This is a genomic window from Streptomyces sp. NBC_00376 (assembly GCF_036077095.1).
In the GTDB taxonomy this organism is placed as follows: Bacteria; Actinomycetota; Actinomycetes; order Streptomycetales; family Streptomycetaceae; genus Streptomyces.
The window spans coordinates 1,215,358-1,239,465 of sequence record NZ_CP107960.1 but is presented as its reverse complement, the minus strand read 5'-3'; the positions used below and the strand labels follow the sequence as shown (position 1 = coordinate 1,239,465).

17 protein-coding genes are annotated in these 24,108 nt (G+C 71.0%); 13 read left to right on the top strand and 4 right to left on the bottom strand.

Going from position 1 to position 24,108, the window contains the following annotated elements:
* The first annotated feature begins 5 nt into the window (after nt 1-5).
* Nucleotides 6-1,220 carry an acetyl-CoA C-acetyltransferase gene (locus OG842_RS05665; RefSeq protein ID WP_266727994.1) on the top strand — a complete coding sequence of 405 codons (1,215 nt, stop codon included), beginning with the start codon at nt 6-8 and terminating at the stop codon, nt 1,218-1,220.
* 40 nt (nt 1,221-1,260) lie between these two features.
* Nucleotides 1,261-3,432, top strand: coding sequence for a 3-hydroxyacyl-CoA dehydrogenase NAD-binding domain-containing protein (locus tag OG842_RS05660; protein ID WP_266727992.1), 2,172 nt, complete (start codon nt 1,261-1,263; stop codon nt 3,430-3,432).
* Nucleotides 3,433-3,466: 34 nt separating this feature from the next.
* Here OG842_RS05660 and OG842_RS05655 read toward each other — a convergent pair whose 3' ends face one another.
* Nucleotides 3,467-4,198 carry a MerR family transcriptional regulator gene (locus tag OG842_RS05655; protein WP_266727990.1) on the bottom strand — a complete coding sequence of 244 codons (732 nt, stop codon included), beginning with the start codon at nt 4,196-4,198 and terminating at the stop codon, nt 3,467-3,469.
* Between the two features lie 129 nt (nt 4,199-4,327).
* Here OG842_RS05655 and OG842_RS05650 point away from each other — a divergent pair, with 129 nt between their 5' ends.
* The 4 genes from OG842_RS05650 to OG842_RS05635 all read left to right on the top strand — a co-directional run bounded on the left by OG842_RS05650 (nt 4,328) and on the right by OG842_RS05635 (nt 9,627).
* Nucleotides 4,328-4,804 (top strand): macro domain-containing protein, encoded by a 477-nt coding sequence (locus tag OG842_RS05650; protein ID WP_266727988.1) that lies wholly within the window; start codon nt 4,328-4,330, stop codon nt 4,802-4,804.
* 100 nt (nt 4,805-4,904) lie between these two features.
* A complete protein-coding gene (locus OG842_RS05645) occupies nt 4,905-6,011 on the top strand; it encodes a helix-turn-helix transcriptional regulator (RefSeq protein WP_266727986.1) in 1,107 nt (368 codons plus the stop codon).
* 131 nt (nt 6,012-6,142) lie between these two features.
* Complete coding sequence (locus OG842_RS05640) at nt 6,143-8,833, top strand: M4 family metallopeptidase (protein WP_328512093.1); 2,691 nt, start codon at nt 6,143-6,145, stop codon at nt 8,831-8,833.
* A gap of 161 nt (nt 8,834-8,994) precedes the next feature.
* Complete coding sequence (locus tag OG842_RS05635) at nt 8,995-9,627, top strand: TetR/AcrR family transcriptional regulator (protein ID WP_266727982.1); 633 nt, start codon at nt 8,995-8,997, stop codon at nt 9,625-9,627.
* On the opposite strand, the gene OG842_RS05630 is transcribed toward OG842_RS05635, so the two are convergent.
* On the bottom strand, nt 9,545-10,531 hold the full coding sequence (locus OG842_RS05630) for an oxygenase MpaB family protein (RefSeq protein ID WP_266727980.1): 987 nt from the start codon (nt 10,529-10,531) through the stop codon (nt 9,545-9,547). The two genes, OG842_RS05635 and OG842_RS05630, sit on opposite strands and share 83 nt — an antisense overlap.
* Before the next feature lie 294 nt (nt 10,532-10,825).
* Between OG842_RS05630 and OG842_RS05625 the strand changes: the two genes are divergently transcribed.
* Nucleotides 10,826-11,743: an oxygenase MpaB family protein gene (locus tag OG842_RS05625; RefSeq protein ID WP_266727978.1), complete on the top strand. Its 918-nt coding sequence runs from the start codon at nt 10,826-10,828 to the stop codon at nt 11,741-11,743.
* Here the strand turns inward: OG842_RS05625 and OG842_RS05620 are convergent.
* Both OG842_RS05620 and OG842_RS05615 read right to left on the bottom strand, forming a co-directional pair.
* Nucleotides 11,706-12,755, bottom strand: a complete 1,050-nt coding sequence (locus OG842_RS05620; protein WP_328512092.1) for a LacI family DNA-binding transcriptional regulator — start codon at nt 12,753-12,755, stop codon at nt 11,706-11,708. The two genes, OG842_RS05625 and OG842_RS05620, sit on opposite strands and share 38 nt — an antisense overlap.
* 147 nt (nt 12,756-12,902) lie before the next feature.
* A complete protein-coding gene (locus OG842_RS05615; RefSeq protein WP_266727974.1) occupies nt 12,903-14,396 on the bottom strand; it encodes a M1 family metallopeptidase in 1,494 nt (497 codons plus the stop codon).
* A gap of 448 nt (nt 14,397-14,844) precedes the next feature.
* Here OG842_RS05615 and OG842_RS05610 point away from each other — a divergent pair, with 448 nt between their 5' ends.
* From OG842_RS05610 to OG842_RS05585, 6 genes are all read left to right on the top strand, one after another.
* On the top strand, nt 14,845-16,800 hold the full coding sequence (locus OG842_RS05610) for a Xaa-Pro dipeptidyl-peptidase (RefSeq protein WP_443063967.1): 1,956 nt from the start codon (nt 14,845-14,847) through the stop codon (nt 16,798-16,800).
* A 132-nt stretch (nt 16,801-16,932) separates the two neighbouring features.
* Nucleotides 16,933-18,696, top strand: coding sequence for a BCCT family transporter (locus OG842_RS05605; RefSeq protein WP_266727972.1), 1,764 nt, complete (start codon nt 16,933-16,935; stop codon nt 18,694-18,696).
* Nucleotides 18,697-18,778: 82 nt separating this feature from the next.
* Complete coding sequence (locus OG842_RS05600) at nt 18,779-20,416, top strand: ABC-F family ATP-binding cassette domain-containing protein (protein WP_328512091.1); 1,638 nt, start codon at nt 18,779-18,781, stop codon at nt 20,414-20,416.
* A 257-nt stretch (nt 20,417-20,673) separates the two neighbouring features.
* Nucleotides 20,674-22,149: a chlorohydrolase family protein gene (locus OG842_RS05595; RefSeq protein WP_328512090.1), complete on the top strand. Its 1,476-nt coding sequence runs from the start codon at nt 20,674-20,676 to the stop codon at nt 22,147-22,149.
* Nucleotides 22,146-22,805: a GntR family transcriptional regulator gene (locus OG842_RS05590; protein WP_266727966.1), complete on the top strand. Its 660-nt coding sequence runs from the start codon at nt 22,146-22,148 to the stop codon at nt 22,803-22,805. Before OG842_RS05595 ends, OG842_RS05590 begins: the two co-directional genes overlap by 4 nt.
* A gap of 82 nt (nt 22,806-22,887) precedes the next feature.
* On the top strand, nt 22,888-24,096 hold the full coding sequence (locus OG842_RS05585) for an amidohydrolase family protein (protein ID WP_328512089.1): 1,209 nt from the start codon (nt 22,888-22,890) through the stop codon (nt 24,094-24,096).
* Nucleotides 24,097-24,108 lie beyond the last annotated feature (12 nt).

The window sequence follows — 24,108 nt, the reverse complement described above, 5'->3', positions numbered from 1 at the left end:
CTGTCTTGAGTACCGAAGCGTTCGTCTACGACGCGATCCGCACCCCGCGCGGCCGCGGCAAGGCCAATGGCGCCCTGCACGGCACCAAGCCGATCGACCTCGTCGTCGGCCTCATCCACGAAATCCGCAGCCGCTTCCCCGGCCTCGACCCGGCGGCCATCGACGACATCGTCCTCGGCGTGGTCAGCCCGCTCGGCGACCAGGGCTCCGACATCGCCCGGATCGCCGCCATCGCGGCCGGCCTCCCGGACACCGTCGCGGGCGTCCAGGAGAACCGCTTCTGTGCCTCGGGTCTGGAGGCCGTCAACCTGGCTGCCGCCAAGGTCCGTTCGGGGTGGGAGGACCTCGTCCTCGCGGGCGGCGTCGAGTCGATGTCCCGGGTCCCGATGGGCTCCGACGGCGGCGCCTGGGCGATGGACCCGATGACCAACTTCGAGACCGGCTTCGCCCCGCAGGGCGTCGGCGCCGACCTCATCGCCACCATCGAGGGCTTCTCCCGCCGCGACGTCGACGAGTTCGCCGCACTCTCCCAGGAGCGCGCCGCCGAAGCGTGGAAGGACGGCCGCTTCGCCCGCTCCGTCGTCCCCGTCAAGGACCGCAACGGCCTCGTCGTGCTCGACCGCGACGAGCACATGCGGCCCGGCACCACCGCCGACTCGCTCGCCGCGCTCAAGCCCTCCTTCGCCGCGATCGGCGAGATGGGCGGCTTCGACGCGGTGGCGCTGCAGAAGTACCACTGGGTCGAGAAGATCGACCACGTCCACCACGCGGGCAACTCCTCCGGCATCGTCGACGGCGCCGCGCTCGTCGCGATCGGCAACAAGGAGGTCGGCGAGCGCTACGGACTCACGCCGCGCGCCCGGATCGTCTCCGCCGCGGTCTCCGGCTCCGAGCCGACCATCATGCTCACCGGCCCCGCGCCCGCGACCCGCAAGGCCCTCGCCAAGGCCGGGCTGACCATCGACGACATCGACCTCGTCGAGATCAACGAGGCGTTCGCCGGGGTCGTGCTCCGCTTCGCCAGGGACATGGGCCTCCCGCTCGACAAGATCAACGTCAACGGCGGCGCCATCGCCCTCGGCCACCCGCTCGGCGCCACCGGCGCGATGATCCTCGGCACCCTCATCGACGAACTGGAGCGCCGCGACCAGCGGTACGGCCTCGCCACCCTCTGCGTCGGCGGCGGCATGGGCATCGCCACCGTCATCGAGCGTCTCTGACCGTCCCCCCGGCCATCCCTGCTTACGGAGAAGAACAGCAATGACCGAGAGCACGACCATCCGCTGGGAACAGGACGAGACGGGCGTCGTCACCCTCGTACTCGACGACCCGAACCAGTCCGCCAACACGATGAACCAGGCGTTCAAGGACTCCATCGCGGCCGTCGCCGACCGCGCCGAGGCCGAGAAGGACGCCATCCGCGGCATCATCTACACCTCCGCAAAGAAGACCTTCTTCGCGGGCGGCGACCTCAAGGACATGATCAGGATCGGTCCGGAGAACGCCCAGCTGGCCTTCGACACCGGCACCGCCATCAAGAACTCGCTGCGCCGCATCGAGACCCTCGGCATCCCCGTCGTCGCCGCCATCAACGGCGCCGCGCTCGGCGGCGGTTACGAGATCGCGCTCGCCTCGCACCACCGCGTCGCCCTCGACGCCCCCGGCTCCCGGATCGGCCTGCCCGAGGTCACTCTCGGCCTGCTGCCCGCCGGTGGCGGCGTCACCCGCACCGTACGCCTCATGGGCATCGCCGACGCACTGCTGAAGGTTCTCCTGCAGGGCACCCAGTACACCCCGCGGCGCGCCCTGGAGAACGGCCTGGTCCACGAAGTGGCCGCCACCCGTGAGGAGATGCTCGAAAAGGCCCGTGCCTTCATCGACGCCAACCCCGAGTCCCAGCAGCCCTGGGACGTCAAGGGGTACAGGATCCCCGGCGGCACCCCGTCCAACCCGAAGTTCGCAGCCAACCTGCCGGCCTTCCCGTCCAACCTGAAGAAGCAGCTCGCGGGCGCCCCGATGCCCGCGCCCCGCAACATCCTCGCCGCCGCCGTCGAGGGCTCGCAGGTCGACTTCGAGACCGCGCTGACCATCGAGGCCCGGTACTTCACCGAGCTGGTCACCGGCCAGGTCGCGAAGAACATGATCCAGGCGTTCTTCTTCGACCTCCAGGCCGTCAACTCCGGTGCCAGCCGCCCCAAGGGCATCGAGGAGCGCCAGGTCAACAAGGTCGCCGTGCTCGGCGCCGGGATGATGGGCGCCGGCATCGCGTACTCCTGCGCCCGCGCCGGAATCGAGGTCGTCCTCAAGGACGTCTCCACCGAGGCCGCGGCCAAGGGCAAGGCGTACAGCGAGAAGCTGCTCGACAAGGCGCTCTCCCGGGGCCGCACCACCGAGGCCCAGCGCGACGAACTGCTGGCCCGGATCACCCCGACCGGCGACCCGGCCGATCTGGCGGGCTGCGACGCCGTCATCGAGGCCGTCTTCGAGGACACCGCGCTCAAGCACAAGGTGTTCCAGGAGATCCAGGGCATCATCGAGCCGGACGCGCTGCTCTGCTCCAACACCTCGACCCTGCCGATCACCGTCCTCGCCGAAGGTGTGGAGCGCCCGGCCGACTTCATCGGGCTGCACTTCTTCTCGCCCGTGGACAAGATGCCGCTGGTCGAGATCATCAAGGGTGAGCAGACCGGCGACGAGGCCCTGGCCCGCGCCTTCGACCTGGTCCGCCGGATCAAGAAGACCCCGATCGTCGTCAACGACTCGCGCGGCTTCTTCACCTCGCGCGTCATCGGCCAGTTCATCAACGAGGGCGTCGCCATGGTCGGCGAGGGCGTCGAGCCCGCCTCCGTCGAGCAGGCCGCCGCACAGGCCGGGTACCCGGCCAAGGTGCTCTCGCTGATGGACGAGCTGACGCTCACCCTGCCCCGCAAGATCCGCAACGAGACGAAGCGGGCCGTCGAGGAGGCCGGCGGCACCTGGCCCGGACACCCGTCGGACGCGGTCATCGACCGGATGGTCGACGAGTTCGGCCGGCCGGGACGCAGCGGTGGCGCGGGATTCTACGAGTACGACGAGAGCGGCAAGCGCACCCGCCTCTGGCCGGGCCTGCGGGAGCACTTCGCGAAGCCCGACACGGACATCCCCTTCATCGACATGAAGGAGCGGATGCTGTTCTCCGAGGCGCTGGACAGCGTCCGCTGCCTGGAGGAGAACGTCCTGATCACCGTCGCCGACGCCAACATCGGCTCCATCATGGGCATCGGCTTCCCGCCGTGGACCGGCGGCGTGCTCCAGTACATCAACGGATACGAGGGCGGTCTGCCCGGCTTCGTCGCCCGCGCCCGGGAACTCGCCGAGCGGTACGGCGACCGCTTCCTGCCGCCCGCGCTGCTCGTGGGCAAGGCCGAGAAGGGCGAGACCTTCCACGACTGAGCCCCATGGCCGGCGCCCGCCCCGCGGGCCGCGTTCACTCCGCCGTGAACGCGGCCCGCAGCTCTTCCTTCAACGACCGCTGGAACGCGGTCACCAGCGCCTGGATCACCATCGGCTGCATATGTGCCGACAGCGACTTCATCGCCGCCACGTGCTCGGGGTCCGACTCCCGCTCCCGGTACGGCCCCCACACCTCGTCCCGGAACAACCGGGTCAGCTCCTGCGCGGCGGACCGGGAGTGCTCCAGCAGCACCGTGCGGGCGGCCAGGATCGTCTCGTGGGCGATAGGCACGCCGAGCAGTTCGACCCCGAGCCGCAGCAGCCCCGGATCCACCCGGTAGCTGCCGTCGACCGGCTCCGCGTGCTCCAGCACACCCATCGCGGCCAGCCGCGCGATGTCCTGCTCGGTCAGCGCCCGGCCGGCCCGCCGCTCCAGCTCCGCCCGCGTCGCGTGCTCCGCCGAGTCCGGTGCCCAGGAGGCCACCAGCGCACGGTGGATCGCCAGGTCGTGGGCGCTCAGATCCGGCGGGAGCTGCTCCAGATAGCGTTCGATGGCGGCCAGCGTCATGCCCTGGTGCTGGAGCTCCTCGATGAGCGCGAGCCGGGACAGGTGCTCGTGGCCGTAGTGCCCGACCCGTCGCGGCCCGATCACCGGGGGCGGCAGCAGACCCCGGGTGCTGTAGAAACGCACGGTGCGTACGGTGACACCGGCGCGCGCCGCCAGCTCGTCGACGGTGAGCGTCGGCTCCTCGGTCCCGGTCGCCATCTCTGCTCCTCGTGTCCGGCCCTGCGGGCGAGCGGCTGAACGCGTGACCCACCCCGGTGCAACAGTATTGCTGTCTCACCAGTGATGTGAAAGTGCCCGGTTGTCAGAGGTGCCGCCTAGCCTGGTGCCATGTCCGAGATCATGTACGTACAGGGGGACGCGACGGCGCCCCACGGCCAGGGCATCAAGCTGATCGTCCACGTCTGCAACGACCTGGGCGGCTGGGGCAAGGGATTCGTCCTGGCGCTCTCGCGCCGCTGGCCCGAACCCGAAGCGGCCTACCGCCGATGGCACCGGGAGCGCGCGGGCAATGACTTCGCCCTCGGCGCGGTGCAGTTCGTACAGGTGAGCCCGTACATCTGGGTGGCGAACATGGTGGGCCAGCGGGGGATGCGCAGGGGCAGCAACGGGGTCCCGGTGCGTTACGAGGCGATCGACACGGGGCTGGACGCGGTGGCCGGCCGGGCCCGCGAGCTGGGGGCCTCGGTCCACATGCCGAGGATCGGCTGCGGGCTCGCGGGCGGGAAGTGGTCCCGGATAGAGCCTCTGATCGAGGAGCGGCTGACCGGCCGGGGCATACCGGTGACGGTGTACGACTTCGACTAGTGGTCTGCCCGGCCAGTGGTGTGTACGGGCCCCCGGGGGCCTCGGCCTGCGGAAATCCGCCGGATAGCCTGACCCCGGCCGACGGACGGCAGGAAGAGGGGTGGGTCCGGTGGAGGGTGCCGAGGCGGGGCGCGAAGAGCCCGGACGTCCCGATTCCGTCGCGCCGGGCGACCCGGTGGACGGGTCCTTGCTGACCCTGCTCGGCCTCGGACCGGACGAGGACGCGGTCTACCGCCTGCTGGTGGACCGTCCGGACAGTGAACCGGACGCGCTCACGGGCCCGTTGGACGGCTCGGCGGTGACGCGTGTGCTGAACTCGCTCGTCGATCGCGGTCTCGCCAGTGCCGCGCTGCAGGAAGGGGACGGCACCGTCCGGTACCGGGCCGCCTCGCCCGTCCTCGCGCTCGGGCCGCTCCTGGAAGCCCGCCGGTCCGCGCTGCACCGGGTCGAGTCGCTGGTGGGGGACCTCACCGAACGGCACCGCGCCGCGCAGTCGCACGCGTCGGGCGCGCCGGTGGAGGTGCTGTCCGGTCCGGCGGCGATCCGGCGACGCCTGCTGACCATGCAGCGTCAGGCCAGGAGCGAGGTGTGCACCCTGGTGCCGGCCAGACATGTGCCCGCGGTGCTCAGTTTCGAGGACAACCACGAAGAGGTCGACTCCGAGATGATGCTGCGCGGGGTGGCCGTGCGCAGTGTCGTCGAACGCGAATGGCTGGAACATCCGGCGACCGCGGCCGTGCTGGCCTCCTGCGTCGCCCAGGGCCAGCACATATCCGTCACGGACCGGCTACCGATCAAGCTCGCCATCGTGGACCGCCGTGTCGCCCTGCTGCCCCTGTACCCCGAGCGCGAGACGGAACCGGTGGCGCTCGTCGTGCACCGGACGGGTCTGCTCACCGCTCTGGTCTCGCTCTTCGAGGAGCACTTCGGCAAGGGCTGGCGGCTGAATGCCTCCGGTACCGAGGAGCAACACGAGGCCCCGGTCGCGGCGATCGACCGGCAGATCGTGGCCCTCCTCCACGTCGGCCTGACCGACGCGGCCATAGCCCGCCAGCTGGGCATGGGCCACCGCACCGTCCAGCGGCGGCTGCACGCGCTGATGGACGAAGTGGGCGCGGCGACCCGCTTCCAGCTCGGCTGGTACGCCGCACGCGCCGGATGGTTGCCCGATGTTCCGGACAACTCGCCTACCGCTGAGTACTCCTGAGGCGTAATTGCGCCACGGCACTTTCGCGCCAGCTCCATCCCTTGTTCACACAACCGCCCATGGCGAACGATCAGCACGTCAACGCCCGGGGCCCCAATGGTCCGGGCGCAGGTGTGCGATGGGGAGGTCCCGTGAGACGAACGAGCGTGCTGCGGATGCTGGCGACCGGCGTGGTCGCCGCCGCGACCGGCGCGACGCTGCTGGCCGCGCCGGCCTGGGCGGACGACACCGCCGCGGCGCAGACGACGGACCCGGTGGGTGTCGCCCCGGCGATGACGCAGGGCCTGGACAAGACCGCCCGCGAGGGCACCCCGGCCGAGGCCGCGCGGGCCCACATCAAGGCCCATGAGGACACGTACAAGGTTCCGGTCTCCGACCTCAAGACGGTGAAGACCACCAAGGACGGCAAGCAGTCCTCGGTGCGCTTCCAGCAGAAGCACGACGGCGTTCCGGTCTTCGGCGCCGAGTACGCGGTGCAGACCCAGGCCGCGGACGGCGGCCAGCAGGTCACCTCCGCGACCGGCACGCTCTACACGGACCTCACCGTCTCCACCACGCCGAAGGTGAGCGAAGCCACCGCGAAGCAGCGGATGTTCACGCTCGACCGAGGCCTGTCCGGCGTGCAGGGCGCGAAGACCGAGGCGCACGGCCTGTCCGTGCTGCCCGACGCCCACGGCGGCAGGCTCGCCTGGCACTTCACCGTCACCGGCGGCAAGGCGAACGGCAGCCCGGTGCGCCAGGAGGTGTACGTCGACGCACGGGTGGGCGGCATCGCGCTCTCGTACAACAACATCGACGCGGCCGACGCGTTGCCCGCGCAGGGGACAGGCGTACGCGTCGACGGCACCGAGGCGAAGCTGGACGTCAACAAGGAGGCGGACGGCTCGTACACGCTCGTCGACTCCACGCGCGCCATGTACCCGCAGACCGGCGGCCAGATCCGTACGTACGACGCGAACCGCAAGCAGTACACGGACGTCGCGGGCGGTCCGGTCACCGACGACATCCGGCTCGGCACATCGGCGAGCGACCGCTTCGACGGCGCCAACACCTCCTCGGGCGCGGTCGACGCGCACCTGAACGCGGCGAAGGTGTACGAGTACTACAAGAACCAGATCGGCCGCGACGGTGTCGACGGCAAGGGCGGCACGATCTACTCCGTCGTCAACGTCGCCGCGAACGGCAAGGACTACGCCAACGCCTTCTGGGACGGCTCCAAGATGGTCTATGGCCACATGGACGGAGTCCCGCTCTCCGTCGGCCTGGACGTCGTCGGCCACGAGATGACGCACGGTGTCACCGAGCACTCCGCCGGGCTCGTCTACCTCAACCAGTCGGGCGCCCTCAACGAGGCGATATCCGACTACTTCGGCAACGCCATGGAGACCGCCGACAAGGGCGTCGCGATGAGCGACCCGACTTCCGGCCTCATCGGGGAGTACCTCTGCAACGGCACCAAGCCGCTGGAGGAGTGCGCCCTGCGCGACCTGAACGACGGGCGCAACGCGCAGAAGGACTACGAGCCCATCACGCTCGACATCGACAACGGCGGGGTGCACTACAACTCCACCATCGTCGGCGGCGCGCTGTGGGACATGCGCAAGAACCTCGACAGCAAGCTCGCCGACCAGATCGTCTACCGGTCCGCGCAGAACTACCTCACCCCGCTGTCCGGCTTCACCGACATGCGTAACGCGGTCCTCCTCGCGGCCAAGTCCCTGAACGTCTCGAAGGCCGATCTCGCAGCCATTACCAAGGCCTTCGACGACCACGGCATCGAGACCGGCTGGGAGCAGAAGGGCGGCACGCACGACGGCACCACCATCGGCGCCGACATCCTGCCCGCCTACGAGCTCACGGGCGGCGTCGACGAGCAGGCCGCCCAGATCAACGGCGACGTCTACGCCATCAGCCACGGCGACGCCATCGCCTGGGACCAGGGCAGCGCCGCCTTCGGCATCACCGTGGGCCGCTTCAGCAAGAAGCCGAAGCACGAACTGGCCCAGAAGGACGCCTATCTGCTCGACCCCTCCCTGGACGACGACCGCATCGCCTTCACCCGGATCACCGCCGACGGCATCGGCATCTACCAGGCGGGCGAGAAGGGACAGGGCGCGATCAAGAAGCTGGTTGACCGCGCGGACGCCGACGAGACCGAGCCGGTGACCGAGAACGGCGCGCTCGCCTACATCAGCACCACCGCTGACGGCGAGCAGGACGTCATGCTCCGCGAGGCCGACGGCACCACGGTCAACGTGACCCCGGAGGCAGGAACCAAGGCCAGTCACCTCGCCATGAAGAACGGCCGGATCGCCTGGGCCGGCGAGGACGGAACCTGGGTGTACGTGTACGACATCGCGAAGGACAGCACGCAGAAGAAGCGGATCAGTGGCTTCCTCTTCAACTATGTCTCGGACATCCAGCTGACCTCGGACCGCGTGTTCTGGCGGGAGACGAGCGGCTTCCTGGTTCCGTCCTCGAAGTTCGTGTCGGCTCCGCTCGACGACCTGTCGAAGGCGGCGACGCTGCGCTACCCGTCGAGCACCTACCTCGCCCAGTTCTCGGTCAACGACGAGTACTTCGCCTACTCCACGTACGACTTCTGGGGTGCGCTCGGCTCCTGGAACGGGCCGACCAAGGTGAAGGTCTCCGAGACCGCCGATGTGGTCGCGGGACTCAACAACTTCTCCCGCGTCTCCTGCTCCTCCGGCTCCCAGCTGGCCCCGTCGCTCGGTGACGGCCAGCGCGTCGCCTGGCTGGACACGACCGCGGCGGCCACCGACGTGGTGACCCGCGAGACGTTCGCCGGGACCTGCGAGTAGTACCCGCCGCACAGTCGCACCGAAGGCAGGGCGCCCACCGGACTCCGGTGGGCGCCCTGCCCGCTCAGGGTCTTTCGTTTGGATCAGGCCCCGTGAGCCCGGCGTGATCCAAACGAGAGGCCCTAGGGTGGGGGCGGACGCGGCGGAACGGGAGAGGGCCGATGACGGCACGGAGCACCGACGAGACAGGGCTGGCCCTGGCGCTGCGCACGGCGCCGCCCTCCGACGCGCTGAGCGAGCAGATCCTGGACGCCGCGCGCGAGCAGTTCATGACCTTCGGGCTGCGCCGCTCCACCGTCGACGACGTCGCCAAGCGTGCCGGGGTCTCGCGGGTGACCGTGTACCGGCGGATCGGCAACAAGGACAGCCTGGTCTCCGCCTGTCTGCTGCGCGAGTACCGCCGCTTCGTCGTGGAGGTGGACGGCGCCGTGGCCGCGCTGCCGACCACGGAGGACCGGCTCGTCGAAGGTTTCGCCGCGGTTCTCCGGCACATCCGCGAGCACCCGCTCGTCGGCGGTCTGCTGAGGCTGGAGCCCGAGACGATGCTGCCGTTCCTGACCCTGGAGAGCGGACCGGCCCTCCTCGCCATCCGTGACTACCTGGCCGACCGGCTGCGGGACGCCCGGCGCGCGGAGGGGAGGCCGGCCAGCGATCCGGCCCCGGTCGCCGAACTGATGGTGCGGATAACCGTCTCCTTCCTCCTCAACCCCGTCAGCTGTTTCGAGCTGGACGACGACACCCAGGTGCGGGAGTTCGCCCGCCGCTATCTGGTGCCGCTGCTCGCTGCCGGGTAGCGCCACCGGCGTGACCGCCCCTCTCACCGTCCCTCTCGTCGGGCAGGGGTTCCACGGGACGGTTGCGGGCCCAGTGCGGTCCCAGGTCGTCGAGCCGCCAGCCGAAGGGGTACGAACGGGGCTGCGGGCGCGCGGGAAACCTGCGTGGCCGGGCCGGCAGTCTGCGGACACAACGGGCGCGCAGCCGCAGGGCCGCCGACGCCGAGGCCCGCACCCACCGCGGCTGCGGCCGGAAGCCCAGTGCCGCGAGCAGCGGCTCGTCCAGCACCCCGAGCGCGATCCTCGCCACCAGGGGCCGCAGCGGTCGCGGATACCAGCTCGCGATCACGCGGAACGTGGCGTTCGCGACCCGCCGGTTCGCCGGGTCGTACGCGAACATCCGCTCCTCGTAGGAGTCGAGGAGCCGCTCGAACCCCTCGTACGTGTCGGGCACCCCCTCGATGCCCATCATCGCCCCCGTCTTCCGGCCGGCCTCCACCAGCGCCTGGACCTCCTGGGCGCACAGGGGGCGCCAGCCGAACCGGTCGATCCAGCGTTTCGGCCCCACGACCGTGGTCGCCAGGACGTAGCGGAAGTCGTCGTTCGGGATCCTGTACCTTCCGTGGATCCGGTTGAGGTGACGCGCGGCCGCCCGCCCGCGCTCCGAGTCGAAGCCGTCGGCGGCCATCTCGTACCCGATCAGCACCGTGTCGTCGTACCGCTTCTGCCCGGCCCGTTCGAACTCCTGGGTCCGGTCGAGGAGCACGGAGATCCGGGGAACGCCGTAGTCCCGGAGGAAGGCGACGCTCACTCCCTGCCGGTAGTCCCAGGGGAACTCGTACTGGGACATCAGCCGAAGGATCTCGGCGTAGTCGCGCGCCGGGTCCATCCGGCGTATCTCGTGCAGGCGGCTGTATCGGCCCATGGTGCGCCCTCCTGTCCGTGTGCCGACTCCCTGTGCGGCCTCTTTCGCGGGTTGTCACTGCGCCACGGACCAACTCACCTTCTTCTCAAGGGATATGACGCATCGTCGGGCACGGGAGTCAAAGTTACAAATACTATCGACTTGTTTCACAAGTCCCGTCAACACCGCCGACGGCCGGGGATGCGGCGGGGTGGGGCGGGGGGCCGGTGCGCATGGCTCCCGGGACGCTCGCATACTGGATCACGCAGGGACCGGGCGCCGAGCCGTGCGCCCGCCGACCGTCGGGAGCACCGCATGAACAGCGAACCGGCCAGGGGCAACGACCCCGCACCGCCCCCGCCCGGCGGTGTGCTCTGGAGCCTCTCGGGCGACATCCGGGCCCTGCTGATGCTGCCCGCCGCGCTCACCCTCCAGGTGGCCCACCCGGCGGTCGGCGCCGGAGTCGACGAACACTCCGTCTTCCGCACCGACCCCTGGGGGCGCGGCGAGAGGTCCCTGCGCTCGCTCCAGCTCTGGGTGTACGGGGGCGAGGCGGCGGCCGAGGAGGGGCACAGGCTGCGCGTACTGCACCGCACCATCCAGGGCACCGACACCCGGGGGCGCCGCTACCACGCGCTGTCGCCGGAGAACTACGCATGGGTGCATGCCACCGGCTTCCCGGTCTACCAGCACGCCGCGCGCTATCTCGTCCGGCCGCTCACCGCGGCGCAGGAACGCGCCCTGTACCGGGAGTGGCTCCAGGTCGGCAGGATCCTCGGCATCCACGACCGGGACATGCCGCAGACGATCGAGGAGTTCTGGCCGTACTACCGGAAGGTACTCGCCGAGGAGATCGAGGCGACCGCGGTCGTCGAGGACCTGGTCGCCACCGATCGCCCCGTACCGCCGCCGGACCGCGGGCCGCTGCCGCTCAGGCTGCTGCTGAGGGCGCTGTGGCCGGTGCTGTTCCCGCCGCTGGCCCGGTTCCGGCGCTTCGTCACCATCGGGCTGATGCCGCCGGACGCCCGGGAGGCCATCGGGCTGGAGTGGACGGACGGGCAGGAGCGCGCACTGCGGCGGTTCTGCGCGGTGGTGCGGCGCGTCGTGCCCGTGCTCCCCGAGCGGCTGCGCTATCTGCCGTACGCGCGCAGGGCACGGGCGGCCCACCGGCACAGCCTTCAGGGCCGGGGAGGGCTCAGGCGGAAGCCCGGCGCACCAGCGCGGTCGGCGTGATCACCGACTCCCGCTCGTCGCCCCCGGCCTCGCCGTCGAGCCGGCTCATCAGCATCCGCACCATCAACCGGCCCATTCCCTCCACGTCCTGACGGACCGTCGTCAACGGCGGATCGGTGGCCTCGGCTATCGAAGCCATGTCGTCGAAGCCGACCAGGGCCACGTCCTCGGGCACCCTGCGGCCGCGCTCGCACAGCACCCGCAGGGCGCCCGAGGCCATCAGGTCGTTGGCGGCGAAGACCGCGTCCAGGCCGGGCCGGCGGTCGAGCAGTTCCGCCATCGCCCGCGCACCGCCCTCGACGGTGAAGTCGCCGTCCACCAGCAGGGCCGGATCGCCGTCGGGCAGCACGTCGCGGTAGCCGTCGACCCGGTCCAGGGCCGAGGTCTGGTCGCGCGGTCCGGCGATGTGCGCGATCCGCCGACGCCCGAGGCCGACGAGATGGCGTACGGCCGCGGCCGCGCCGCCGCGGTTGTCGCAGTCGACGTACGGGACGGCCAGCTCGGACCCGGCGCCCGGCCGGCCCGGACGACCGCCGTAGACCGTGGGCACCTTGAACCTGCGGATGATCGCGGGGAGTTCGTCGTCGGTGTGCAGCGAGAACGCCAGTACGCCGTCCACATGGCCACCGGCCAGATAGCGGGCGACCCGGTCGAAGTCCCCGCTCCCCTCCACCAGGAGCAGCACCAACTGGGAGTCGTGCAGGGTCAGTTCGCGGCTGATGCCGCGGATCTGCTGGGAGAAGAAGGGGTCGGAGAAGATCCGGAACTCCGGCTCGTCGATGATCACGGCGACCGCGCCGTTGCGTCGGGTGACCAGGGTCCGGGCGGCGTGGTTCGGTACGTATCCGAGCTCCTCGACCGCCTTGCGCACCCGGTCCACCAGCGGCTTGCGCACCCCGGCCCCGCCGTTCACCACCCGGGAGACCGTCGCCCGGGAGACCCCGGCGCTGGCCGCCACGGCTTCCAGGGTGGGGCGGGCGTCGCGATCGGCATCGTGGGACGGACCGGGCAAGGGACGCTCCTCGTACACGCGGGATCGGGCCGGAAACGGCCGGGGCCGGCCGGACAGCGCCGACGCCGCCAGCCTAACCGGCGCCCCGGCCCGCCGCCGGGCATCACCGCCCCCACCAGGAGGAAGGGGCGGCGGCGCCCGGACCGGTCAGCGGTGCTCGTGCACGGAGTTCGTCGCCTCGATCTTCTTCCACGAGGCGGGCGGGGCCTGCTTCCCGGAGGCGTTCAGGGCGTGCGTCCCGGCCGCTGCCGGGGCCTCGGGCCGCGTCGGCCGGAACAGCCAGGTGTCGAAGAAGGCGGCGAGTGGCTTGCCCGAGACCCGTTCCGCGTACGCGACGAAGTCGCTCACGCTCGCGTTCCCGTACGCGTGCTCCGCGGGCCAGCCCTTCAGCAGCGCGAAGAACGTCTCGTCGCCCAGCTTCTCGCGCAGCGCCTGGAGCGCCAGCGCGCCCCGGTCGTAGACGGCCGCGTCGAACTGGTCGTCGGGGCCCGGGTCGCCCGGCTTCACCTTCCAGAAGGGGTCGTCGGCCGGGTGCAGGGAGTAGGCGTAGTCCGCCAGTTCCTGTGCGGTTCCCTCGCCCTCCTTCTCCGACCACAGCCACTGGCTGTAGCGGGCGAAGCCCTCGTTGATCCAGATGTCCTTCCAGCCCTTGAGGGACACGCTGTCGCCGTACCACTGGTGCGCCAGCTCATGGACGACGACCGAGACATTGGCACCGTTGGCGAACTGCTTCGGGCTGTAGAACGGCCTGGTCTGGGTCTCCAGGGCGAATCCGCTCGTCACATTGGGGGAGTAGCCGCCGAGCGCCTCGAAGGGGTACGGCCCGAAGACCTCGGTCAGCCACTCGGCGACCTCGGTGGTCCGCTCGATGCTGGCGCGGGCCGCACCGGCGTTGGCGCCGAGGTCCTCGCTGTACGCGTTGACGACCGGCAGCCCGTCCGAGGTGGTGTCCGTGGTGATGTCGAACCTGCCGACCGCCAGTGTGGTCAGATACGTCGCCTGCGGCCGGGCGGAGCGCCAGTTGAAGCGGGTCCAGCCGAGCCTCGAACTCTGCGACTGGAGCGTGCCGTTGCTGATCGCCTGGGTGCCGTCCGGGACGGAGACGGAGATGTCGTACGTCGCCTTGTCCAGCGGGTGGTCGTTGCTGGGGAACCACCACGCGGCCGACTCCGGTTCCTGGGCGGCCACCGCGCCGTCCGGGGTGCGGACCCAGGACGTCCAGCCGTTGATCTTCACCTCGGAGGGCTTCCCGGCGTACCGCACGACCACCGAGACGGCCTTGCCCTTCGCCAGCGGGGCGGCCGGGGTGATCTCCAGCTCCTGCTCGCCGTTCTTCACATGGCCGGCCTTCTTGCCGTTCACCCGCACCTCGGAGACGTCCAGCCCGAAGTCCAGGTTGAAACGGGAGAGTTCCTGGGTGGTCGTGGCGAGGATCGTGGCCGTGCCCTCCAGCAGATCGGTCGAGGGCTGGTACTTCAGCCGCAGGTCGTAGTGGGACACGTCGTAGCCGCCGTTGCCACTGGCCGGGTAGTAGGCGTCGCCGATGCCCGGGGCGCCCACGGTGCCTTCGGCGGCCGAAGCCGGGATCGCCAGCAGCAGGGAGGCCGCGATTGCGCTCGGGACGATGAATCTGCGGTGCACGGAATGCTCCAAGTCGTCGGGCGAGTGATCTTTCGAACCGTCGTGGTGATCTTTCGAACCGTCGTGCCGAGACTATTCAGCGACTGCCGCAACAGTCATGTCCATGGCCGCAGCTGTCACACGATCGCCATTCGGCCGCCACCCCGGACCGTCTTGTTTGCGCCATGATCATGCTATTCAAGCCGCTGATCGCCCTCTGTCGTACGGGAGTTGACCGGAGTACCTTCCGCCCATGCCGATTCGTGTGCTGGGCCGTGTCCGTGAAGTCCCGTCGTACGCCCGCAGGGCGTGGCTCGCGGCATCTGGTGCGTGCGATCGCAAGGCGGAGGATCGCCCTCGTACTGGGTGTACGAGGGCGATTCCGACAACGCCGCGAGCGTGCGTGCCAGGCGTCGCGAGCCAGACGGGACTTCACGGACACGGCCCAGTCCTCCGTTCGAGTTGTCGATTGCTGGTGGTGGCGGCCGTCGCCGCACTGATGGCCGTCCTGCTCCCACCCGCAGGCGCCCAGGGGGCGAGCCCCGGGAAGGCCCGGCCGCCGCGGAGCGAACCCGTCTACTCCTACGGGGACGCCGTCCGCGAATCGGTCTGGGTCGACACCGGGCTGGACGGCGACGGGGACGGGCGGAGCGACCGCGTCGCCGCCGACATCGTCCGGCCGCGCGAGCCCGCCCGGCAGGGCCGGAAGATCCCCGTGATCATGGACGCCAGCCCGTACTACTCCTGCTGCGGACGCGGCAACGAGAGCCAGCTCAAGACGTACGACGCCGACGGCCGGCCCGTGCAGTTCCCGCTCCACTACGACAACTACTTCGTGCCGCGCGGCTACGCCTTCGTCGCCGTCGATCTGGCCGGAACCAACCGCTCCGACGGCTGCGTCGATGTCGGCGGCCGCTCGGACGTGCAGTCCGCCAAGGCTGTCATCGACTGGCTCAACGGCCGCGCCCGCGGCTACACCACCCGCACCGGCGACGCCCGTGCCTCGGCCGGCTGGTCCAACGGCCGCACCGGCATGATCGGCAAGAGCTACGACGGCACCGTCGCCAACGGGGTCGCGGCGACCGGTGTGGAAGGGCTGCGCACCATCGTGCCGATCGGTGCCATCTCCTCCTGGTACGACTACTACTTCTCCCAGGGCGCACCGCTCTACGACAGCGGCCCCGACTGGCTCTCCGGCTACGTGGAGAGCCCCGGGGCACGCGACCGCTGCGCCGCCGTCCAGCAGCGGCTCGTCGACGGGGCGCCGCGCACCGGTGACTGGACGGGGCTGTGGACCGGGCGCGACTACGTGAAGGACGCCGGCAAGGTGCGCGCCAGCGTCTTCGCCGTGCACGGCATGCAGGACCTCAACGTCCGTACCAAGCACCTCGGACAGTGGTGGGACGCGCTCGCGGAGCGGGGCGTGGAGCGCAAGATCTGGCTCTCCCAGACCGGACACGTCGACCCGTTCGACTTCCGGCGCGCCGAATGGGTCGACACGCTGCACCGCTGGTTCGACCACTACCTCCTGGGCTACGACAACGGCATCGACCGCGAACCGATGGCCGACATCGAACGCCACCCCGACCAGTGGTCCACCGACCGCGTCTGGCCGCCCCGCACCACCCGGGCCACCACCGTGCGCCCCGGTACCGGCGACGCGCCGGGCGTCGGCACCCTGGCCCTGAAGCCCGCCCGCCCCGGCGCCACCGAGACGTTCACCGACGATCCGGCACAGGACGAGACCCGGTGGGCCGCCGACCTGGACCGGGCCACCGGAGCCAAGGCCGGGTTCCGCACCGCCCCGCTCACCACCGATCTGAGGCTCTCCGGCTCCTCCACGGTGACCGTCACCGCCACCCCGACCACGACGAGCGCCCATATTTCCGCGGTCCTCGTGGACCTCGGCCCCGACACCATCCGCGACTACGGCTCCTCCGGCGAGGGCATCGGCACCCTCACCACCCGCAGCTGCTGGGGCGCGAGCACCACCGGGGACAGCTCCTGCTTCAAGGAGACCGAGGCCCGGACCGCCACCGTCGACCGGACCGTGGTCAGCCGCGGCTGGGCCGACCTCGGTACGTACGCCGACGCGCACCGGGGCCGCCCCCTCACTCCCGGCAGGGCCGTCACCCTCACCATCGACCTGGCGGCAACCGACCACGTCGTCCCGGCCGGACACCGCCTCGGCCTGATCGTCGCCGGCACCGACCGGGACCTCATCGACCCGCCGGACTCCACGCCCACCCTCACCCTCGACCTGGCCCGCACCTCCGCGAAGCTGCCGTTCGTCGGCGGCACCGGCGCCTTCGTACGCGCCACCGCCGGCTCCGCGGCCGCCACGGCCACGCCGCGGGCGGACGACGTCCGGGGCGTCACACCGCCGCGTCCCTCCGCCCGTGTCCCGGGCGGCGGCCACCCGTGACGGACCGCCCGGCCGTGAAGGGCCCTTCCCGAGAGGGGCCCTTCGCACCGCTTGTTGGTCCACGGGAGTGAGCGCTGTGTGTGGTACTGCCTACGGAGAGCGAACAAGTTGCTTCCGTGAAAGGCGCCAACCGTGTCGCAGGACGAACAGAGAACGGGCGACCGGGGGGACCTGCCGGTGACGGCGGACCTCCCCGGCGACCCGGCCCAGAACCGGCACCCCACGACGGACCGGGTGGTGTTCGGCGTCACCGCCGTCTTCACCCTCGCCTTCGTGGTCTGGGGAGCCACCGCCACCGACTCGCTGCAGAACATCTCCAGCGCCATGCTCGACGGGCTCATCCACAACGGCGGTTGGGCCTTCATGCTCGCCGCGTCCGGCTTCGTGGTCTTCGCCCTCTGGCTCGCCATCAGCCGCTACGGCAAGATCGCCCTCGGCCAGGAGGGGGAGGAGCCCGAATTCCGGACCGTGTCCTGGGTCGCCATGATGTTCAGCGCGGGCATGGGCATCGGCCTGATGTTCTACGGGGTGAGCGAGCCGCTCGCGCACTTCATCAGCCCGCCGCCCGGCACCCATCCCGCCGACGCCGCCGAAGCGATGCAGACGGCGATGGCCACCACCCTCTTCCACTGGACGCTCCACCCCTGGGCGATCTACGCCGTGGTCGGTCTGGCCATCGCGTACAGCACCTTCCGCAGGCGCCGCCGGCAGACGATCAGCGCCGTGTTCGAGCCGCTCATCGGAGCCCGGCACGCCCACGGCGGTCTCGGCCGGCTGATCGACATCCTCGCCATCTTCGCGACCCTCTTCGGCTCCGCCGCGTCACTGGGCCTGGGCGCCCTCCAGATCGGCAGCGGCTTCCACGAACTGCACTGGAGGGAGAAGACCGGCACCGGGCTCCTGGTCCTGATCATCGCCGTGCTGACCGTGGCCTTCGTCGCCTCGGCGGTCTCCGGTGTCGAAAAGGGCATCCAGTGGCTCTCCAACATCAATATGGTCCTCGCCCTGATCCTCGCCGCCTTCGTCTTCATCGCGGGCCCCACCATCATCGTGCTCGACCTGCTGCCCACCTCGATCGCCGCCTACTTCGGCAATCTGGCACAGCTCGCCGGACGCACCGAGGCGACCGGCAAGGGCGACGTCGCCGAGTGGCTCGGCAACTGGACCGTCTTCTACTGGGCCTGGTGGATCTCCTGGACGCCCTTCGTCGGCATGTTCATCGCCCGGATCAGCCGCGGCCGGACGATCCGCCAGTTCATCGGCGGCGTCATCCTGGTGCCCAGCGCCGTCAGCCTGGTGTGGTTCGCGGTCTTCGGCGGTACGGCGATCAACCTCCAGGAGGCAGGCGAGCTCGGCGGCGCCGTCACCCAGGAGGCACAGCTCTTCGGAGTGCTCCAGCAGTTCCCGCTCGCCACGGTGATGAGCCTGGTGGTGATGATCCTGGTCGGCATCTTCTTCGTCTCGGGAGCCGACGCCGCCTCCATCGTGATGGGCACGCTCTCCCAGAAGGGCATCCTCGAACCCGCCAAGTGGGTCGTCGTCTTCTGGGGCGTGGTCACCGGAGCCGTGGCCGCGATCATGCTGCTCATCGGCAACGGGAAGGGCGACGCGCTCGCCGGACTCCAGAACCTGACGATCCTGGTCGCCGCGCCGTTCACCGTCGTCATGGTCGGCATGTGCGTGGCGCTGATGCGGGACCTGCGCCAGGACCCGCTGATCGTGCGGCGCGAATTCGGTGTGGAGGCCGTCGAATCCGCGGTCATCGCAGGGCACGCGAAGTACGCCGGTGACTTCGAGATCCGGATCGGTCCGGGCGGCAGCCAGGTCACCACCGGGCTCCACGAGGACCACGGACCGGAACCGGACTCCTCCGGCGCGGACGATCCGGCCGGCTGACGGCCGGTGGCACCCGGCGCCCGGCCGGAGCGCGACCGGCCGGGCGGTCCGGCCCCCGGAGCCGATTAGGATCGACACCCTGATGACTGCCACCCTCGTCGCCAAGGACCTCGCCGCCGGACACGGCGACCGCACACTTTTCGCCGGACTCGACCTCGTCGTCGCGCCCGGTGACGTGATCGGTCTCGTCGGAGTCAACGGCGCCGGAAAATCGTCCCTGCTCCGGCTCCTCGCCGGGCTCGACCGGCCGGAGGAGGGCGAGCTGCGGCTCTCCCCGCCGACCGCCACCGTCGGCCACCTCCCGCAGGAGCCGGAACGGCGGGCCGGCGAGACCGTGCGGGAGTTCCTGGCCCGCCGCACCGGCGTCGCCGAGGCCCAGGCCGCCATGGACGAGGCCACGCAGGGCCTCGTCGACGGGACTCCGGGTGCGGACGACGCGTACTCCGAGACGCTGGAACGCTGGCTGGCCCTCGGCGGCGCCGACCTGGACGAGCGCGCCGAGGAGGTCGCCGCCGAGCTCGGGCTGACCGTCGGCCTCGACCTGCCGATGACCGCGCTCTCCGGCGGCCAGGCCGCCCGCGCGGGCCTCGCCTCCCTGCTGCTCTCCCGCTACGACGTCTTCCTGCTCGACGAGCCCACCAACGACCTCGACCTGGACGGCCTGGAGCGGCTGGAGCGCTATGTCTCGGGGCTCCGCGCGGGCACCGTGGTCATCAGCCACGACCGCGAATTCCTGATGCGCACGGTCACCAAGGTCCTCGAACTGGATCTGGCCCAGCAGCAGATCAATCTGTACGGCGGCGGCTACGCGGCCTACCTGGAGGAGCGCGAGCGCGCCCGCATGCACGCCCGCGAGGAGTTCGAGGAGTACGCCGACAAGCGCGCCGCCCTCGAAGGGCGCGCCCAGATGCAGCGCTCCTGGATGGACAAGGGCGTCAAGAACGCCCGCCGCAAGGCCACCGACTCCGACAAGCTCGGCCGCAAGTTCCGCAGCGAGTCGAGCGAGAAGCAGGCCGCGAAGGCCCGGCAGACCCAGCGCATGATCGAACGGCTCGATGTCGTCGAGGAACCGCGCAAGGAATGGGAACTGCGGATGGAGATCGCCGCCGCACCCCGCTCCGGCTCGGTCGTGGCCACCCTGCGCGAAGCGCAGGCCGTACGCGGTGACTTCGCCTTCGGCCCGGCGTCGCTGCAGATCGACTGGGCGGACCGGGTCGCCATCACCGGCGCCAACGGAGCGGGCAAGTCCACCCTGCTCGCCGCCCTGCTCGGCCGCCTCCCGCTGGACTCCGGCCACGCCGCGCTCGGCTCGGGCGTGGTGGTCGGTGAGGTCGACCAGGCGCGCAAGCTCTTCCACGGCTCGGAATCGCTCCTGGAGGCGTTCTGCGCCGCCGTGCCCGACACCGAACCGGCCGAAGTGCGCACGCTGCTCGCCAAGTTCGGCCTGCGCGCCGACCATGTGATGCGCCCCGCCACGACGCTCTCCCCCGGGGAGCGCACCCGGTCGGCGCTCGCCCTGCTCCAGGGCAGGGGCGTCAACCTCCTGGTGCTCGACGAGCCCACGAACCACCTCGATCTGCCCGCGATCGAGCAGCTGGAATCCGCGCTCGACTCGTACACCGGAACGCTGCTGCTGGTCACGCACGACCGACGGATGCTGGAAGCGGTACGGACCACCCGGCGGGTCGAAGTGGCGGCGGGAAGGGTGACGGAGCTCTGAGCCCCGCACCGGGCCGTCGCCGACGGCCCGGTGCCCGGGGTCCGGGGTCCGGGGTCCGGACGGAATAGCCACCCTTCATGGTATCCCAAAGGGGTCGCATTTCCCGATTCCGAACCTCTGTCCGCCGGGTCATTTCCGGCAGGGTGTCCGCGCTCCTCGGTGGTGGCGGAATTTGGTATGCCAAGTGCTAGTGTCGGCGCAGCCAAGGACCGCCGTCCGGCCTCTACGGCCCCGACACCGCATCCGCAGGAGGCCCCGTGCGTACCCGCTGGCGCGCCATCCACATCCTCGCCCACCGCGACGGCGGGCACGCGCTGCTGCGCGACGGCGAGATCGTCTGGGACGGCGACACGATCGTGTACGTCGGCAGGCGGTACCACGGCCAGGTGGACGAGGAACTGGACCTCGGCGAGGCACTGGTGATGCCGGGCCTCATCGACCTGGACGCCCTCACCGACATCGACCACCTCGTCCTGGACTCCTGGGCGTCGCAGGAGACCGGCGGCGGACTCCTCTGGTCGCAGGAGTACTTCACCGACCGGCGGCATGACGTCTTCACACCGGCGGAGCGGGCCACCGTCCGCGAGTACGCGCTCGTCCAGCTCGCGCTGCACGGCATCACCACCTACATGCCCATCGCCTCGGAGGTCCACAGTGCCTGGGCCGAGCCGTACGACGAGCTCGTCGACATGGCGGAGACCTCCAGGCGGATCGGCCTGCGAGGCTATCTGGGGCCCGCCTACCGCTCAGGCGTCAATGTGACGCTGCCCGACGGCAGCCGCGGCGTGGAGTTCGACGAGGAGCGCGGCCGGGACGGGCTCCGGGACGCCGTGCGCTTCCTCGATCACGCGGCCGCACTGGACGACCCGCTGGTCAACGGTGTGCTGCTGCCGTGCCGCATCGAGACCCTCACCGAAGAGCTCATGCGGAAGACCGCCGACGTCGCGCTCCGCCGGGACGTCCTCGTACGGCTCCACTGCCTGCAGGGGACGACCGAACGGAACCTGGTGCGGGAGCTGCACGGCACCACCCCGCTCCAACTGCTCGAACGCACCGGGCTGCTGGACACCCGGCTCCTCGTACCGCACGGCATCGTGATCGACCGGCATCCCGAGGTGCACGGCGAGGACCGCGGCGACCTGGCGACGCTCGCGGCGGCGGACGTCTCGGTCGTCCACTGTCCGCAGACCTCCCTGCGCTACGGCCAGGTGCTGCACTCCTTCGGCACGTACCGGCGGGCAGGCGTCAACCTCTGCCTGGGCACCGACTCCTTCCCGCCGGACCTGATCCGGGGCATGGACCTCGGCGTCCACCTCGCCAAGGTCGCCGACGGACGCGCGGACGCGGCGCCCGCCGAGCACTACGTCGAGGCGGCCACCCTCGGCGGCGCCCGCGCGCTGGGCCGCACCGACCTGGGCCGGCTGGAGCCGGGAGCCCAGGCGGACCTGGTCGCGTTCCGGCTGGACGACATCCGCGACGGCGTCCAGGACGACCCCGTCCGGACCTTCCTGCTGAACGGCACCGCCCGGCAGGCCACCCACTCCGTCGTGGCGGGAAGCCCGGTCATGACCGACGGCCGGATCCCCGGCATCGACCCGGTGAACCTGCGTCGGCGCGCGCAGGGCCTGTTCGACCGGATGCGCGAGGCGTACAGCGAGCGCGACGTGCTCCGGCGCGGCGCCCGGGAGCTGTTCCCGCCGACGTTCCCGCTCTTCGAGGCGGGCCGCTCGTGACCGGAGCCGGTACGTCCCACGTCGCGCACGCCGAGCGGACGATCCGCTCCCGCATCCTCGGCGGGGAGTACCCGCCGGGCTCGCGGCTGCGCGAACGCGAACTCTCCGACGCCCTGGGAGTGTCCCGCATTCCGGTCCGCGAAGCGCTCACCCGGCTGACGGGGGAGGGGCTCGTGCTGATCTCGCCACGACGCGGCGCTTCCGTACGCAACCTCTCGCTCCGCGACGTGGCCGAACTCTTCGACCTCCGGCTGAGCCTGGAGGTGTTCGCCGCGCGCAGGGCCGCGGAGGCATGCGCCGCCGGCCGCGGCGGTGAGCGGCTGCGGGAACTCATGGAAGCGGCCGAGGACGCCACCCGGCGCGGCGACACGCTGGAGATCCCCGCCGCCAACACCGCCCTGCACGCGGAGATCGTCGCGATGACCGGGAACCGGCTGCTGCAGGACGCCCTGCAGCCGTCGCTCGGCCTGGTGCAGTGGCTGTTCACCCTCACCGGCGGCCTCGAACCGCGCGTCCAGTGCACCGAGCACCAGGACATCTGCGCCGCGATCCACGCGGGCAAGCCCGACCTGGCCGATGCCCTCGCCTACGCACACATCGAGAGGGGCCGCGGCCCCTCCCTGACGGCCCTGGCCGAGGTGCTTCCGGCCGAGTGACGGGCGGCGGCCGGACGACCGCCGCCGGACGACCCCCGCCGGAGAACCGCGCACCGGTGTCCGAGACAAGGAGATCCACCACATGCTGATCACGAATGTCCGCCCCTGGGGCGGCGAGCCGTGCGACATCGAGATCGAGAACGGCACGATAACGGCGCTCACCCCGCACGATCCGGACCGTGCCGTGACCGGCGACACCGTGGCCGGACGGGGACGGCTCGCCCTGCCGTCGTTCTCCGACGTCCACTGCCACCTGGACTCCACCCGCATCGGGCTGCCCTTCCGCCCGCACACCGGCGCCCCCGGCGTCTGGGCCATGACCATGAACGACCGCGCCCACTGGCGCGAGGACGAGTGGAGCGTCGCGGAGCGGGCCACGTACACCCTGGGCCGCATGATCGAGCGCGGCACGACACGGGTCCGCAGCTACGCGCAGATCGACGCGGACTGCGGCCTGGAGCGGTTCGAGGGCGTGCTCGCCGCCAAGGAGGCGCACGCCGACCGGTGCGAGGTCGAGATCATGGCCTTCCCGCAGGCCGGCCTGCTCAAGGAGAAGGGCGTGCCGGAGCTGATGGACCGGGCGCTGACCGCGGGCGCGGCCGTCGTCGGCGGCATCGACCCCTGCACCCTCGACCGGGACCCGGTGCGCCACCTGGACATCATCTTCGACCTCGCCGAGCGCCATCGGTCGCCGGTCGACATCCACCTCCACGAGCCCGGTGCGCTGGGAGTGTTCAGCGTCGACCTCATCCTGGAGCGGGTGCGCGCCCTCGACATGGCCGGGCAGGTGACGCTCTCGCACGCGTACGACCTCGGCGGTGTCGACGAGGCGACGACGCGCCGGCTGATCGAGGAGTTCGCCGAGCTGGACATCGCGATGGCGACCGTCGCCCCCTCGCAGCACCGGGCGCTGCCGCTGGCCGATCTGACGGCCGCCGGGGTGCGGGTCGGCCTCGGCGAGGACGGCCAGCGCGACTTCTGGTCGCCGTACGGCAACGGGGACATGCTGGACCGCACCTGGCAGCTGGCCTTCACCAACCGCTACCGCGCCGACGAACTGATCGAGCACTGCATGGCCGTCGCGAGCCGTGGCGGCGCCTCGATCCTGCACCCCGAGCTGCCGCGCCTGACCTCGATGGCCGACCGGCCGGGCGTATCGATGGGCGACAGCGCCGACCTGCTGCTGGTCGACGGCGACACCGTGACGTCCGCCGTTATGGACCGCAGCGGCGACCGTACGGTGCTGCACGCCGGCCGCGTCGTCGCGGACGGCCTGGAGCTGGTGGGCTGACCTCGGGGCACA